Origin of the sequence: Hahella sp. CCB-MM4 (assembly GCF_002260525.1) — a bacterium.
Taxonomy (GTDB): Bacteria; Pseudomonadota; Gammaproteobacteria; order Pseudomonadales; family Oleiphilaceae; genus Hahella.
Genome location: NZ_MRYI01000020.1, coordinates 13,223 through 28,959 on the forward strand (window position 1 = coordinate 13,223; position 15,737 = coordinate 28,959).

Here is a 15,737-nt window from a genome sequence, read left to right on the forward strand (position 1 = left end):
CTTTGAATATCATGACATCCTTAGTAAGTATCAAGAATCTCTATAAGAAGTTTCCGATTCATGGGGACCTGTTGGATCAGGTCAGTTTCTCCGGCGGCAAATTTCATCTGAAACATGAATACGTGCATGCGATCAACGGCGTTAACCTCAATGTAGAACGAGGCGAAGCACTGTGCGTAGTTGGCGAGTCCGGCTGTGGTAAATCCACCGTGGCCAGGACTGTGATGGGATTGCTTTCCCCCAGCGACGGCGAAATCCAATACGAAGGCAAACGCATCGACAATCTGTCTTCCAGTGCCATGATGCCCTACCGCCGCAAAATGCAGATGATTTTTCAGAATCCTTATGCATCATTGAATCCTCGCATGACGATTACCCAGACCCTGGAAGAGCCGGTTCGCTGGCACCAGCCCAAACTGAACAATGCCGAAGTCAAAGAGAAAGTGGCAGAGGTCATGCAGTCTGTGGGGATTGATCCGTCATGGGGCGTTCGCTTCCCTCACGAATTTTCCGGCGGCCAAAGACAGAGAATCAGTATTGCCCGGGCACTGATTGTAGACCCGGAATTCATCGTGGCAGATGAACCCATTTCCGCATTGGACGTATCCATCCAGGCTCAGGTACTCAACCTGATGATGGACGCCAGGGAACAACGGGGACTGACCTATCTCTTCATCACTCACGACCTTTCAGTTGTCGAACATTTTGGCACCCGTGTTGCCGTTATGTACCTGGGCGCATTATGTGAAGTTGCACCAACCCGCAAACTGTTTGCAGCTCCCAAGCACCCCTACACCCAGGCGTTGCTCAGCGCGATCCCCCGCCTGGAAGACGAAAAACCGGACTTTATTCGTCTCAAGGGAGAAGTTCCCACGCCAGTAAACCTGCCAAGCGGCTGCGTATTCCACGGACGCTGCCCACACGCCAACGAGCGATGCAAAAAGGAAATCCCCAAACTCATGGACGTTGACGGCACCATGGTCGCCTGTCATGCCGTTGAGGAGAATCGATTAGGGTAGAGATTGGTATCCAGATTTTCAAAACTGAATATCCCGTCACCATAAACCCGGTTTAATCCACGCTGGAACACTGGACGCTCAGGCTGGCATGGCCCATAGTAACTAGGCTTAATTCAAGCGGGCCGGTTATGGATGGAAATTCCGGCAAATGGTGACGAACTCAACTCTTTAGTCGACAGACTGTTATGGAAATTCGCTGGTTAGAAGACTTTATCGCGCTGGCTAAGACACAGCACTTTTCACGTGCTGCCGATGAGCAGAACGTGACACAGCCTACGTTCAGCCGCCGCATAAAACTATTGGAAGAAGAGATGGGCGTGCAGCTTATTGACCGCAATACGCTGCCGTTAACCCTGACGCCTGCGGGAGAAATATTTCTTACTGCCGCAGAGCGGATTACGCGCACATTAAGGGATGCACGGGAAGAATGTCATGAGATCAAGGAACAACAGGCCAGCCGCCTGGTGTTTGCGACAACTCAAACCCTATATCTCTCTTTGTATAACCCCTGGCTGGAACCGCTGTGTCGTGAACTCAGCATTGATCTGGAGCTGAATCTCCGATCCACCGCCTGGACTGTCAGGGACTTCTCCCATGCCCTGCTTGAGCAGCAATGCGATTTCATGCTTTGCTACTGGCATCCGAGTATCGATTTATTCGTCGATGCAACGGCGGATGTCTTTGATTTCGTCAAAGTCGGCGACGAGAACCTCCTTCCCGTGACCAGCTGCGATGAATCTGGACAATCCCGACATACCCTACCGGGTACCCGGCGCAAACCGATTCCATTTATCGACTACCACGACAACGCTTTCCTCAAGCCGGTGGTACATTATGGTATCAACCACTCCGCCAAAGAGGTTCACCTGACAACCGTCAACCAGAACTTTCATTCTGTCAGTGTCAAAGCCATGATCAAAGAGGGTTTTGGTATGGGATGGATCCCCGGACGACTGGCTAATGAGAGCCTGAAATACAAAGGGCTGCAACTGGCAGGCGGACCGGAATTCAATATCCCGTTGGAAATCCGCCTGTACAGACGCAAGGACAACACTCACGTGGGCCTTAACCGGTTATGGTCAGAACTGATCAAGACCCAACCTTTTACAGCTGACTCACGTTAAATCCTTTTTTCTCCAGCGCTTCGATCACACTGCGCGCTCCAACCAGGTGGCCGGCTCCTACCACCACAAAGCAGGTCTTGTGCTCCTTGACGCACTGCTGCACCGAGTCGGCCATTGGCCCGTTACGCTGATAAAACAATATATCGTATACAGGGGCCGATTCAGGGGCTTCTTTCAGAGGATCCGCAATGGCGATCCGGTACATGCGATCAGCGTCACCTTTGATCCAGGCATCTTCCATTTCCGTCCACATTTTTTGGTAGTCATCCATCTGTTCGAAGCTTTCACGAATCGCATCATCATCTTCCGGGAGCTTACTGATGAACTCCATCTGCTGCCGGAAGGATTCTATCTGTAATATTGGCTTATTCCCTCTGGCCAGACGCATGAAATGGAAGTCAATCCCCTTCTCAGGGATGTACCCCAACTGGATGGCCTGAAGGGAGGCCAGCATTAATGCGACAAAGCCCGGGCGATAGTGCTGGACCGCCTGTAACGGCACACCAAACTCATCCAGACGTTTTTTAATGACGGACATGGTCTTGGAATTGACGTGTTGCTCGAGGGTTTCCCCCTGCGGGAAAGTCACTGTCTCCATCATGATTTTCTGCTGTTCTTCCAGCGGCACCGCCTGATCGTCCATCTCCACCATCAATACCGGACTATCCTGGTAGGCAGACATAATTTTCGACCTTAACGGGTAAAAATCATCGTCTCCAAAGTGAATGGCTCCCAACAGATAGGCTGTCCCCGCAGATGATTCCGCTTTCCAGAACAGTCCTTTTTTGCTCCCCTCCTCTGCCCAAATCACTGAAGCAAAAGCTAAAAACAGGACTCCCAACCAGTGACAACGTGATCTGACAGCCTTCCTAAATCTCATTTTCTATCCTCAACACTGATGAATAATTCACATGAATCGCATTCCACCCCTCACAGGGGGATATACATCACGGAAAATCAAAATAGCGGACTTTGCCGGTGAACGAAAGCGGACAACAGCAGGCAAAGGTGCAGAGTACAAAATTCCTCACGATTTGCACTGAAACGCATTAGTATTTACCCTTATAACAAGCTGTACAGTAATTAACCTAAACTTCACCGCTTCGTTCAGTGAGGTGAATAATGCCGCAAGCCAAAGTCATGAGCCTGCCGCAGACGGTCAATCGTCATAAGCATGATCATTATCAGTTGGTCATGGGGCTGACAGGTTCTGCAGAAATCGATATGTGTGGTCTTGCCGCTCATCTCGATGTGAGCCATGCCTGCATTGTGCCCACAGATACTTACCATGACTTTTTTGGCCGCCCCAGCAACCATGTGCTGGTCATTGATCTGGAAGAAAGTTCACCGGCTTTTCGTGACCCGCAGCACCCTGATTACGAAATTCTCAATCCCCTGTTTGAATCTCCCAAGCTGGTCTCACTGGACCAGGGTATGCGCCAGCTGACTCAGGTCTGCATACAGGAAATCCAGCGTGCCGAGACCGATCAGGCACTGCGACATCACATGGCCTGCACCATTATCCGCTGCCTGAGCAGAAGGGTTCTGCCCGATACCAAGCCTAAAAAAGTGCCCCTGCTCGATATCAACCGAATCGACCACTACATATCCCAGCACATGCAGGATCGCATCAGCATTTCCAACCTGGCTGACTGCATCTGTGTAAGTGAACGCCACTTCTTTGAACTGTTCAAACAACAGACTGAACAGACGCCGCACCAATACGTTATTCGTATGCGACTGACTTATGCGACCCGTCTGATACGTGAAACAAATCTGTCTTTAGCCGAGATCAGTCAAAAATCCGGATTTTCCAGCCAGAGTGCTTTGACAAACAGCATGCGTAAATATGAAGGATTTACACCAAAACAGCTTCGTAATAGTTTCAATTAATCGATAACCCCCTCCAACAGCCCCTACAGCCCCCAAATCACAGTTTTCTGCAAAACTGACGCGGGATTTTACAAGACCGTGTAATTCGTCTCGCGCTAGATTTATCTACAGTATCTCACGTTGCCCGGCGGCCATTCGATGCCGGTCACAAACTTGTCATTAACAACAACAATTGTTCGACAACTCCGAGGCCATGTGCCACCCCATGTCGAGCTTTGGACGGAGGAAATCCATCTATGTTCAAGGCGTCCAGCGCTCTCGCTGAAGACTTACCAAATCAACCCCTGGACCAACTCTGGCAGCACATCACCGTCAATTATGCCGTTGATGAAACCGCCTATCTGAAGGAACTCCTCCCCCTGGCCCAACCTGATGCTGACGGCATCGGCCAGATTACAGAGGTAGCGACGCGGTTGATTGAGAACGTCCGTAAACAGGACGATTCCGTTCACATGGTCGATGCCCTGTTACAGGAATACAGCCTGGATACTCAGGAAGGCATCTTGCTGATGTGTCTTGCGGAAGCCTTGATGCGTGTACCGGATAAGAAAACCGCTGACGCCCTGATTGAAGACAGGCTTTCCGGTGCAGACTGGGAAAGGCATATGGGTAAGAGTGAATCCACTCTGGTCAATGCTTCCACATGGGGACTGTTGCTGACAGGCAAAGTGGTCAAACTCGATCGTCAAATTGACGGCCGCCCGGCAAATGTCCTGAACCGTTTGGTAAAGCGTAGTGGGGAGCCCGTCATCCGGGCCGCCATGCACCAGGCAATGAAAATCATGGGTAAGCAGTTTGTGCTTGGCCGTGACATTCAGGAAGCGCTCGACAACGGTAACAAATACCGCAGCAAAGGCTACAGCTATTCATTCGACATGCTGGGCGAAGCTGCTCTCACAGATCACGACGCCAAACGCTATTTTGATTCCTACAAGCAGGCGATTGCTGCCGTTGGTGCAGATCCGTCCAACTCACAGAAGCCTGGCTCCTCCAGTATTTCAATCAAACTATCTGCCCTCCACCCCCGCTATGAGCAGGCACAGGAATCCCGGGTTCAGACAGAGCTGTACAACACCGTACTGGAGTTACTGAAGTTTGCCCGTGAGCAGAACGTCAGTATCACGATAGACGCTGAGGAAATGGACCGCCTGGAACTGTCATTGCGGTTGTTCGAGAAGCTCTATCGCTCCTCCGTGAACCAGGGCTGGGGACAGCTCGGGCTTGTTGTCCAGGCTTACTCAAAGCGTGCACTGCCGGTTCTGATATGGCTGACGGCTTTGGCAGGTGAACAGGGAGACGTGATTCCCGTACGTCTGGTGAAAGGCGCTTATTGGGACAGCGAAATCAAACTGTGCCAGCAGAAAGGCTTGTCCGGCTACCCGGTCTTCACCCGCAAGGAAGCTACCGATGTATCCTACCTTGCTTGCATGAAATATCTGTTCAGCCAGCAGACTGTTGGTCGCATCTATCCCCAGTTTGCCACACACAATGCCCACACCGCGGCATGTGTACTGCATTATGCCAAGCAATCGCCCAACAGGCCTTTTGAATTCCAGCGCCTGCACGGTATGGGAGATGCCCTGTATAAGACGATTCTGACTGACTACAACTATACCGTCCGTATTTATGCGCCGGTAGGAGCCCATAAGGACCTGCTGCCTTATCTGGTCAGACGCCTGCTGGAAAATGGAGCCAACTCTTCATTTGTGCACCGTCTGGTGGACGCTGCAACTCCGATTTCGAGTCTGGTCCACCATCCGGCCATCGAGCTGCAAAAGTTTACCCATTTGTACAACAACAGAATTCCCTTACCTGGAAATATCTATCCAGACCGTCCCAACTCGGCAGGAGTGAACTTATTCGTGGAACAACAATATCAGCCCTTGCAAGAAGAAATCCGGCTCTGGGATAACACCCAATGGCATGCCACCCCGATCATCAACGGACAAGCCGACAGCGAAGGTGCCGGTGAGACCATCGTCAGCCCATACAATCGGAACCAGTCTGTAGGAACGGTTTTATGGAGCGGACAGCAACATCTCAAAGCGGCGTTGGACAGCGCAGAAAAAGGCTTCCCACTGTGGAACGACACCCCAGCGGAAAAACGCGCCGCTATCATTGAAGCTTTCGCGGATAAGCTGGAAGCCAACTTTGCCGAAATAATGTCACTCTGCTGCCGGGAAGCGGGTAAAACCATGCAGGACAGCATTGACGAGATTCGGGAAGCCGTAGATTTCTGTCGTTACTACGCGCAGCAGGCTCGGCGGGAAATGACCAAACCGACAGTTCTGCCGGGACCAACCGGAGAATCCAATGAATTGTACCTGGAAGGCCGCGGAATTTTTGTCTGCATCAGCCCCTGGAACTTCCCACTGGCAATTTTCACCGGCCAAATGGTCGCAGCCCTGGTTGCCGGAAACGCGGTTATTGCCAAGCCAGCAGAACAAACCACGCTGGTTGCTCATCGCGCCGTACAATTGTTGTTTGAAGCCGGTCTGCCAAAAGAAGCACTGCAGTTTCTCCCAGGTGACGGCGCCAAAATCGGCCCGGACCTGATTTCAGATCCACGTGTTGCTGGAGTTGCCTTCACCGGCTCCACCCAGACAGCCCATGCGATCAATCGCACCATGGCTGCCCGGGACGGCGCTATTGGCACATTGATCGCTGAGACCGGTGGGCAAAACGCCATGATCGTCGACAGCACGGCACTGCCGGAGCAGGTCGTCAAAGACGTTGTACAGTCAGCCTTTGCCAGTGCGGGCCAGCGCTGTTCCGCGCTTCGTGTGTTGTTCGTCCAACAGGACATTGCCGACAACATCATGGAACTTCTGAGCGGCGCTATGCAGGAATTGAAGGTGGGCGAGCCCGGATTATTGAAGACTGATGTAGGCCCTGTCATCGATGCGGAAGCCCAGACCAAACTGATCAACCACATTCGCAAGCTGTCTCAGTCCTCCAAGTGGCAGAGCCGGGCCAACCTGCCGGAAAACTCGGATCAGGGTTATTTTGTTCCTCCCTCAGCCTTTGAGATCAACGGCATTGAGGAACTGACTGAAGAACAGTTCGGCCCCATCCTGCATATCGTTCGTTATAACGCTGCCGAGCTGGATAACGTTATTAAGAGTATCAACGATACAGGATTCGGCCTGACACTGGGAATTCACTCACGCAATGAATCCACCGCTTTGTACATCGAAAAGAATGTCAAAGTCGGCAACACCTATATCAACCGCAACCAGATTGGTGCTGTGGTAGGTGTTCAACCATTTGGCGGCCGGGGCCTGTCAGGCACCGGGCCAAAAGCCGGAGGTCCGCATTACCTCCATCGCTTCACCAATGAAAGGACTCGAACCATCAACACGACAGCTGTCGGCGGCAATGCCACTCTGCTGTCTTTAGGGGTGGAACACGTTTGATCCTTCAGCCCCTGAAGCCCTATCACTGGGCTTCAGGGGCTATATGCCATCACTTCTTACAATAAGGCACAAGCGTACCACCTAACTTAAAACAACAAAAAGATCGATCGAGGAGTACTTCGAATGATAGAAAATCAATTTGCCGTGGGGATGACCTTCATGGTGTATTTGATTGCCATGTTGGCAATCGGACTCTGGGCGTATCTGCGAACGCAGGATATGTCTGACTATATTCTTGGCGGTCGTAACCTGGGCCCCTTTCCTTCGGCGTTAAGTGCCGGTGCCTCAGATATGAGTGGATGGTTGTTACTCGGCCTTCCCGGTTACGCCTATGCTGCTGGTTATGAAGCCAGCTGGATTGCTATCGGCCTGTTGGTCGGCACCTGGCTGAACTGGCTAATTGTTGCACGTCGTCTGCGTATTTACACCAAAGTCGCCGGTGACTCGCTAACCATTCCCGAGTTTCTTGAGAACCGTTTCGAAGATCACAGCCACGCACTTCGCGTTATTTCTGCCTTTTTCATCCTGTTATTCTTCCTGTTCTACACAAGTTCCGGCCTTGTTGCCGGAGGCAAGCTGTTCGAAACCGTTTTCGGCCTGGACTATCACATTGCCGTAGTTGCAGGTGCACTGGCCGTTGTTTCCTACACATTGTTTGGCGGATTTCTGGCCGTTAGCTGGACAGATGTTGTACAGGGTCTCCTGATGGCAGCCGCTTTGGTTATCGTCCCCGTCATCGCCTTGAGCTCCGAGGGCGGCTGGGCCGCTGCCAACACTGCCATGGCAGCCAAGAACACAGCACTTATGGATGTCTGGACCAACAGCTCCGGTGAGCCATTGGGCATCATCGCCATCCTTTCCCTGCTTGGCTGGGGCCTGGGTTACTTTGGCCAGCCACATATTCTGGCCCGTTTCAAAGCGATCCGTTCCGAGAATGATATTCCTGCTGCACGTCGCATTGCTGTCAGCTGGACGGCTTTATCCCTTATTGGCTCAGTGGCCTGTGGCTTCGCAGCGATCGCCTTCTTTGACGCACCTCTGGAAGACTCAGAGAAAGCATTCATGCTCCTGATCAATGCCCTATTCCATCCGGTAATGGCGGGTATCCTTCTGGCAGCCATTCTGGCAGCCGTCATGAGTACAGCGGATTCTCAGTTATTGGTTTCTTCCTCTGCCCTGGCAGAAGATTTCTACAAAGCCATGTTCCGCAAAAAAGCAACGCAGAAGGAACTGGTCATGGTCGGACGCGCCGCGGTCATTGGGATTGCCTTGATTGCAACAATGATTGCCATGGATCCAGAAAGCAAGGTACTCGGAATGGTCAGCTATGCCTGGGCCGGCTTTGGAGCGGCATTTGGACCCGCTTTGATCCTTTCATTGTTCTGGAAACGAATGAACCGGAACGGTGCCCTGGCTGGCGTTATCGTTGGGGGGATTACAGTTGTGGTCTGGAAACAGCTTAGCGGCGGAGTTTTCGATCTGTATGAAATCATCCCAGGATTTATCCTGGCAACAATCGCCATTATTGGAGTTTCCATGGCGACGGGAGAGCCTTCACACAGTATTCAGAAACAGTTTGATGAAGCAGTAGGTTAACCTTCGGTTTAGCCCGGCTCACGCCGGGCTCTTTTTCACTCTCGCATTACATGCGAACGCCTTCAAACGACATATAAATTTCGACTTCCTGAGTTGCAGGGCCAAGATTCTTGGGAATTCCAAAATCTTTAAGCGCCAGCTTTGTTGAACCTTCGAAGCCCTGACGCACACCGCCCCATGGATCCTCTCCACCACCGATACGGGTAGCGTCAATCACAACTTCTTTGGTGACACCACGCAGAGTGAAGTCACCAACGATTTGCGCCTTGCCATCCCCCACAGGCTTGACGGATTTGCTGACAAATGTCGCTTCAGGGAATTTGTCCACCAGCAAGAAGTCAGCACTGCGCAGGTGCTTGTCCCGCTCCGCATGGTTTGTATCAACACTGCTGGTATCAATGGTTACATTGACTTTGGAAGCGGCAGGATTGCTCTCATCAAAGCTGAAAGTACCTTCAAAATCGTTGAAATTCCCGACGATATAGCTGAACCCCAGGTGACTCACCTTAAATTGAATAAAGGCATGCTGCCCTTGAGTATCAAACTTATAGTCTTCGGCAAACGCCAATGTATTAACCAGGCTGGTTCCAGTGAACACTGCAGCCATCAGCAACTTCTTCATTAATCATTCTCCTTTGTGTTTCACAATATATTTGGCAATTCAGATGGATTGGGTTATTGAGCTTATCGACGCCGCCCCAACCCAGACAAACAACATCGATCGAATTCAGGCAAACTCTATTTTTCCGGACGAAGCATCCGTACGAGAGTCTTATCTTTGTCAATGAAATGATGCTTGAGTGCAGCCAGTCCGTGGACTACCGCGAGAATGACAAGAGTCCATGCCATCCATTCGTGAATTTCCCCCGCTATGTCAGCCATACCGTCAATGGTTGGGAATAACGCAGGCACTTCAAACCAGCCGAATACGCTGACAGCACGGCCTTCCGCTGTCGGGATGACATAACCCACCAATAAGGTCACAACGATGATGAGATACAGCCCACGGTGTGCCCACTCACTGGCATGCTTCTCCATTGAGGATAATGAGGACAAAGCTTCCGGACGTGGATTAAACCAGCGCCAAATCAAACGGAAAGCGATAAGGAAAATGAGTATCATTCCAATACTCTTATGAATTTCCGGAGCATCGTGATACCAGGGGTCATAGTAGGAAAGTTCCACCATATAGACACCCAGGCCAAATAGCCCAAAGACTGCCAGGGCAAAAATCCAATGGATCAAAATGGTAAGCCAACCGTATCCTTTGGAAGAGTTCTTTATCATTACCTATACCTGAAATTCTGATACCAATTATCAATGAGTTCTTCACTGACCAGAAGCAGCCTCATTTTCAGCGTATTTAAATCGATAATAATTCGTAAAAAAAGTAACTTTTTTGTCACTTAGCTTTCTAAATTTTCGAATCCTCGATGTATTGCTTCCCAGCCCAGATTCGTCGCAAGTATTTAATATTGACTGAAACCAGGGTAATTCCCACAAGCGTTAGCATTCCTCCCACTATCAGTTTCCATCCCAATACATCATCAAACCAGAATATTCCAAAAATGGTGGCCAGTATGGGAGCCAGAAGAAGCATGGGGGTCACCAGGGAAACGGGATATCGCCCTACCAGATAGTAAACAATCCCATGACCGATAACGGACGCACCAATAGCGGAATATACAGGCGTCCAGAAATCCGACAACTGAGAGTGACGCAGGGTCTCCCATTGTCCGGATTCAAATATCAGTGATAAGAGCAAGAGCGAAGGGGTCGCAACAAGCGCGATCCAGGCCTGAAGACGGAACACCCCCAGATTCGGACATTGCCTCATCAGAATGGTCGCAACTGCCATCACAAAAGCCGCTCCGGCAACCCAGAACAAAGCATCCAGATGATCGAATACAATGGGATCGAAGCCAATGAGCATAACCCCGGCCAAAGCAATAACAATTGCCAGCAGTCGTACAAAAGACAACTTTTCACGGAGGAAAATAGTCGCGAGAATGGCGGAAAAAGGCACATAAAGCTGGGTTGCAATAGCAACAGAGGCGATGTTGCCCCCTGCATTCAACCCCATAAATATCATCCCGAAATGAAATACTCCCAGCAGGAGAGCCACCCGGAGCAATGGCTTCATCACACCCGGTGCAGGCTTCAGCCACGGCAACATAATTATCAGCAGAAAGGCAAAGCGAATCGCCGTAAAGAACAAAGGTTGAAAATGCGTTGCGCCTTCCTTACCCGCTATGAAATTAAACCCCCAGGCAAAATTCGCCACCAACACCAGCAATAAATCTGACGGATTCATCGGGGACACTCTCTATACTTCATACTGATTTTCGTCCTTGTAGATATTTGGATAATTGATGCCTCGCCGACAGATGGGCATCGGGACCGATCAGAATAGCTCGGCCAATTTGCAGTCAGTTTGCAACGTTGATATTCGTCGGGATTGAACAGTAGACGTAGCAGGCGTCAGCAGCTCGACATTAGACCGCATTCCACCTGTATGGGCTTCTTAAACTTTGGTCGAAATTATTCAATAAGCATAAAATATCAATTAATACAATAGTCTAGATACGGGAATTTACGTAAAGATTTAATTTACGGCATTGGCTATATTGTATACAGCTCAACAAGAGGAGAAGCACAATGGAAAATCAATTTGACGAAGATATCGTTGTTCCAAGCAACAACTAATTTTTAACTGCCGACGACTCAGCGATTTGTTTTTTACACGTGCGTAGAGTCAGTTTCACTTGAGGCGAAAGACGACTGCAAGGACGATCATCCAGATTACCGTCAACCAAGGCCACCAGAGCCTGCGGAAATCAAAAGGACTACCACAGGATGTCTTCGCCAAAGAGTGAAGCCTAATTAACACTCCCCCTGCCTATCCCCAACTACCCAATCGATTCCCAAACACCCAAGCTCTTCTCAAACATTAGCCCCCCTACACCAAACCCTTCGAGTTTCAACTATTTCAGCAGACTCTTAATTGTGTAGATATCGAACCTTCCACTCTTTCCGGTGATTTGCATGGTAGGCTTCTTGTCTGCCAGAAACGGAGCGGGTTTTGGGCGCTTCACCACGACTCTTTTTACCGGCGCGGCAAGGGCATAAGGAAGCAATGAATCACTATCAGAATCACTTCCTACCAAATCTTTGAACACCCTCATTTCCTTTTTTACCAGACTGGTTTTCTGTCGCTCAGGGAACATCGGATCCAGATAGATCACATCTGCTTGGGTATTCCAGTCAGTCATTCCGAAATGCAACGACATTCGACCCACAACTTCTACCGTCTCCATATGTCCCGATTCCAGCGCCCGTTTCATGCCATCTTTCAATAGACAATAAACCACAGGATGTCTCTCAAACATATCCACTCGACAACCAAGAGCCGCCAGCACAAAAGCGTCCCGTCCAAGACCAGCCGTGGCATCAAGAATGTGCAGGGACTTTACCTCCCCCTTAAGACCTACCGCTTTGGCAATCATCTCCCCACGTCCACCACCATGCTGTCGTCGATGCTCCAGCGCGCCGCTGACAAAATCCACGTGCACAGGACCAGGAGCCTTTCGATACCAGCTCAATAAAGCGGTAGCCTCAGCCCCATAATCCATCACATAGACGGGATCATTGGAGGGTTGCGGGAGCTGGTCGTATGGGACATAGAGGTAACCATGCTCAGTGGCAAATGCAGCAGCATCCTCCCCACGTTCTGGAGCACTGGCGGTTACATAAAAAGGGGGTACCTGGTTTGGCGGCGGTAGATCAGACAAAGACGTCAATCCCTACTAACTCTCCAGTGTCCTTGTCCTGCGCCAGGGTAGATTGGTTGGATTGGTACAAGTTCAATGCCTGCTGATTTCCTAGCGGAAGTTCATCCTGTTCACGCTGTCGCCGAAAACGGTTTTCCTCCACGCCCTGAAGAGCTTCAGCTCGACGGACCTCAGGCTGAGACAGAACCTGCTCCGCGGCATTGGCATCAGCTTCGAGCGCGGCCGCTCTCTCTGCGTCAGCGGAAGCAGAACGCTGCTGCAGCTCACGTCGTTGTTCCTGAGTATTCTCAGTAACGTCCCGACGGCTCTGGGGAAGCAACGGTAATGAACTGCCAATTCCACTGATCATAGATTTCCAGCCACTGTCCTCGCTGCCAGCTCTCCTGAAATTAAGGGATTAAATTCAATCAGCCCAGGTTCGGGCTTAACCTCAAAATAAACACCTTAATTGGGACAAAGTATAGTCAACTTTTGTAAAAAGTATCCGCCCGGATATCAGTTGAACGCCAGCCATCCCAGCAATAACACCCCAAGCAAAAGCCGGTATATGACGAATGGCATGAAGCTTAGTTTTTCCAGAAATTTCAGAAATAGATGAATACAGGCATAGGCACTGATTGCTGATAAAGCCGTCGCAACCGCGACTACTGTAAACTCAGAATCAGTTCCGGTTTCAGCCAGCTCCAGCCCCTTCAAAAGCCCCGCCGCCATAATCAGAGGTATAGACAGGAGAAATGAATAACGGGCAGCAGTATCACGATTCAGCCCGAGAAACAGCGCCGCAGTCATGGTAATACCTGAACGAGAGGTCCCAGGAATCAAAGCCAGGGCCTGGGAAAAACCAATGACCAGTGCATCCTTGAGCGACAATTGCAGCATATCGCGAGTACCTGTTTTACGGTCAGCCACCCCAAGGAGAACGCCAAACCCAATAGTCGCGAGGGCAATGACCAGCGCCGAACGAAGGTTTTCCTCGATCCAGTGTGACCCAAGCAGACCGGCCAGACCTGCGGGAATGGTTCCAAGTATGACAAACCAGGCCAGACGAGCCTCCTGAGATCCTCCCCGCCCTGTGACTTGTCGAAGCCATGCACTCACCAATTTAAAAATGTCCTGACGAAAATACAGCATTACCGCAATTAAAGTACCGACATGAACGGCAACATCAAACAGCAACCCCTGATCTTCCCATCCCAGAATTTGTGAAGGGAGAATAAGGTGGGCTGAACTCGATATAGGTAAAAACTCCGTCAATCCCTGGATAAGGGCCAGTACCACAATTTCTAACCAAGACATGCAATTTCCTTAATGGGAACAAATAACATCTATATGCTAACGAGATCAGGGACTTGGATATCAGCGTCCCGGCAATTTTTTCCAGGTAACTTCATCCCGGAGATAAACGGGCTGCGCATCAGCCGGTGTCACTACTCTGCCTTCGGCAAAGTAGCTCAACGCCAGCTTTCCGACTGAAGCCGCTCTTGGGTACCAATCAGAATCCTGAATCGCAATGGATTTCTGGGTATCGATGGGAAATTCTTTAAAATAATTCAGGCCGCTGCCTACAGCTATAGTGCTGATGTCTGCCGAGGGTAACTCCAGCATTGAGGGAGGAATAACTTTCTCTTCGCCCACCAGTTCAACAGAACCATTCACTACTCGATACCAGGCTGCATAAACTTCATTCATCCGTGCATCAAGCAGAGACAATATCCATCTTTCGCCGGTCGATGGATCGGCATTTCCCGACTCTGCCTTGAACACTTCAGGTTTGGCCACCAGGAGCCCTGAAGCCATTGCCTCCAGTGTGCTCACGGGTACCACAGGCAATTGCCTTGAAAAAGCCAGCCCCTGAGCCAACCCTGCGGCAATTCTCAACCCTGTGAATGAACCCGGGCCTCTGCCAAAGGCAATGGCATCAACGTCTGACAATGTTATTCCCGCCTCCGTCAGCACTTCATCCACCATAGGTAACCCAAGGCGGGCATGGGATCTTGGTTCAAGCGTATAACGTTCGACAGTCCTGGATTCAGTTACCACCGCAACTGAGCAGGCATCGGTAGAGGTATCCAGAGCAAGGATATGAGGCATCAGGATTTTCTGGGTAGGATTTCAATCAGGCGCCACTTATTTTGTGGCGCCAATTTACTTATTTCTAACAGTATCTATCAGGATAGACCTTCAAACACTTTCTCACGAATCTCGTCTACTGTTCCCACCCCTTCTACACGGAAGTATGTAGGTGCGGAAGCAGGATCCTGAGCAGTCCAGTCCTGATAATAATCAACTAATGGTGCCGTCTGAGAATGATAGACTTCCAAGCGCTTACGGACAGTCTCTTCTTTATCATCTTCACGCTGGATCAGAGGCTCTCCGGTAACATCATCTTTGCCTTCCTGCTGAGGTGGGTTGTGCTCGACGTGGTATACACGACCACTGTGCTCATGTACACGACGGCCACTCAAACGGCTGACGATCTCTTCATCGTCAACAGCGATTTCCACCACATAGTCAATTTTCACACCCGCTTCCTTCAGAGCTTCAGCCTGAGGAATGGTGCGAGGGAAGCCATCAAACAGGAAGCCCTTGGCGCAGTCTGACTCCTGGATACGGTCTTTAACCAGAGCAATAATCGTTTCATCAGACACCAGGCCGCCGGAAGCCATCACTTCTTTGACTTTAAGCCCTAGTGGTGAACCGGCTTTCACTGCTGCGCGCAACATATCTCCGGTAGAGATTTGCGGAATACCGTATTTTTTCATGATATTTTGAGCTTGTGTGCCCTTACCAGCGCCTGGGGCACCCAATAATATGACTCTCATACCAAATACACTCCTAATCAGAAATTATCGTTTGTTTGCACAGTCCAGGGCGAGATCCGCCAGACTGGCCGACGAC

Annotated in this window: 14 protein-coding genes; 5 read left to right on the forward strand and 9 right to left on the reverse strand. The window is 50.4% G+C overall.

Going from position 1 to position 15,737, the window contains the following annotated elements; all coding sequences use genetic code 11:
• Positions 1-11: 11 nt before the first annotated feature.
• Together BTA51_RS24775 and BTA51_RS24780 are read left to right on the forward strand one after the other, a co-directional pair.
• Positions 12-1,019: an ABC transporter ATP-binding protein gene (locus tag BTA51_RS24775; protein ID WP_094711772.1), complete on the forward strand. Its 1,008-nt coding sequence runs from the start codon at positions 12-14 to the stop codon at positions 1,017-1,019.
• Between the two features lie 185 nt (positions 1,020-1,204).
• Positions 1,205-2,143: a LysR family transcriptional regulator gene (locus BTA51_RS24780; protein WP_094711773.1), complete on the forward strand. Its 939-nt coding sequence runs from the start codon at positions 1,205-1,207 to the stop codon at positions 2,141-2,143.
• Here the strand turns inward: BTA51_RS24780 and BTA51_RS24785 are convergent.
• On the reverse strand, positions 2,124-3,023 hold the full coding sequence (locus BTA51_RS24785; RefSeq protein ID WP_094711774.1) for a TraB/GumN family protein: 900 nt from the start codon (positions 3,021-3,023) through the stop codon (positions 2,124-2,126). The two genes, BTA51_RS24780 and BTA51_RS24785, sit on opposite strands and share 20 nt — an antisense overlap.
• Before the next feature lie 242 nt (positions 3,024-3,265).
• Here BTA51_RS24785 and BTA51_RS24790 point away from each other — a divergent pair, with 242 nt between their 5' ends.
• The 3 genes from BTA51_RS24790 (at position 3,266) to putP (ending at position 9,048) form a co-directional block, all read left to right on the forward strand.
• Positions 3,266-4,036: an AraC family transcriptional regulator gene (locus BTA51_RS24790; RefSeq protein ID WP_094711775.1), complete on the forward strand. Its 771-nt coding sequence runs from the start codon at positions 3,266-3,268 to the stop codon at positions 4,034-4,036.
• Between the two features lie 236 nt (positions 4,037-4,272).
• On the forward strand, positions 4,273-7,452 hold the full coding sequence (gene putA / locus BTA51_RS24795) for a bifunctional proline dehydrogenase/L-glutamate gamma-semialdehyde dehydrogenase PutA (protein ID WP_094711776.1): 3,180 nt from the start codon (positions 4,273-4,275) through the stop codon (positions 7,450-7,452).
• Between the two features lie 123 nt (positions 7,453-7,575).
• On the forward strand, positions 7,576-9,048 hold the full coding sequence (gene putP / locus BTA51_RS24800; RefSeq protein WP_094711777.1) for a sodium/proline symporter PutP: 1,473 nt from the start codon (positions 7,576-7,578) through the stop codon (positions 9,046-9,048).
• Between the two features lie 46 nt (positions 9,049-9,094).
• On the opposite strand, the gene BTA51_RS24805 is transcribed toward putP, so the two are convergent.
• The 8 genes from BTA51_RS24805 to adk all read right to left on the reverse strand — a co-directional run bounded on the left by BTA51_RS24805 (position 9,095) and on the right by adk (position 15,661).
• A complete protein-coding gene (locus tag BTA51_RS24805; RefSeq protein WP_094711778.1) occupies positions 9,095-9,670 on the reverse strand; it encodes a YceI family protein in 576 nt (191 codons plus the stop codon).
• Between the two features lie 116 nt (positions 9,671-9,786).
• Complete coding sequence (locus BTA51_RS24810; RefSeq protein WP_094711779.1) at positions 9,787-10,335, reverse strand: cytochrome b; 549 nt, start codon at positions 10,333-10,335, stop codon at positions 9,787-9,789.
• Positions 10,336-10,462: 127 nt separating this feature from the next.
• On the reverse strand, positions 10,463-11,362 hold the full coding sequence (locus BTA51_RS24815; protein WP_094711780.1) for a DMT family transporter: 900 nt from the start codon (positions 11,360-11,362) through the stop codon (positions 10,463-10,465).
• 670 nt (positions 11,363-12,032) lie between these two features.
• A complete protein-coding gene (locus BTA51_RS24820; RefSeq protein WP_094711781.1) occupies positions 12,033-12,839 on the reverse strand; it encodes a class I SAM-dependent methyltransferase in 807 nt (268 codons plus the stop codon).
• Positions 12,832-13,188, reverse strand: coding sequence for a hypothetical protein (locus tag BTA51_RS24825; RefSeq protein ID WP_094711782.1), 357 nt, complete (start codon positions 13,186-13,188; stop codon positions 12,832-12,834). The genes BTA51_RS24820 and BTA51_RS24825 overlap by 8 nt, the downstream gene beginning before the upstream one ends.
• Before the next feature lie 146 nt (positions 13,189-13,334).
• Positions 13,335-14,135, reverse strand: coding sequence for an undecaprenyl-diphosphate phosphatase (locus BTA51_RS24830; RefSeq protein WP_094711783.1), 801 nt, complete (start codon positions 14,133-14,135; stop codon positions 13,335-13,337).
• A 60-nt stretch (positions 14,136-14,195) separates the two neighbouring features.
• The gene (gene tsaB / locus BTA51_RS24835) at positions 14,196-14,930 is read right to left on the reverse strand and encodes a tRNA (adenosine(37)-N6)-threonylcarbamoyltransferase complex dimerization subunit type 1 TsaB (protein WP_094711784.1); all 735 of its coding nucleotides are present in this window, start codon (positions 14,928-14,930) and stop codon (positions 14,196-14,198) included.
• A gap of 77 nt (positions 14,931-15,007) precedes the next feature.
• On the reverse strand, positions 15,008-15,661 hold the full coding sequence (gene adk / locus BTA51_RS24840) for an adenylate kinase (RefSeq protein ID WP_094711785.1): 654 nt from the start codon (positions 15,659-15,661) through the stop codon (positions 15,008-15,010).
• Between the last annotated feature and the right edge of the window lie 76 nt (positions 15,662-15,737).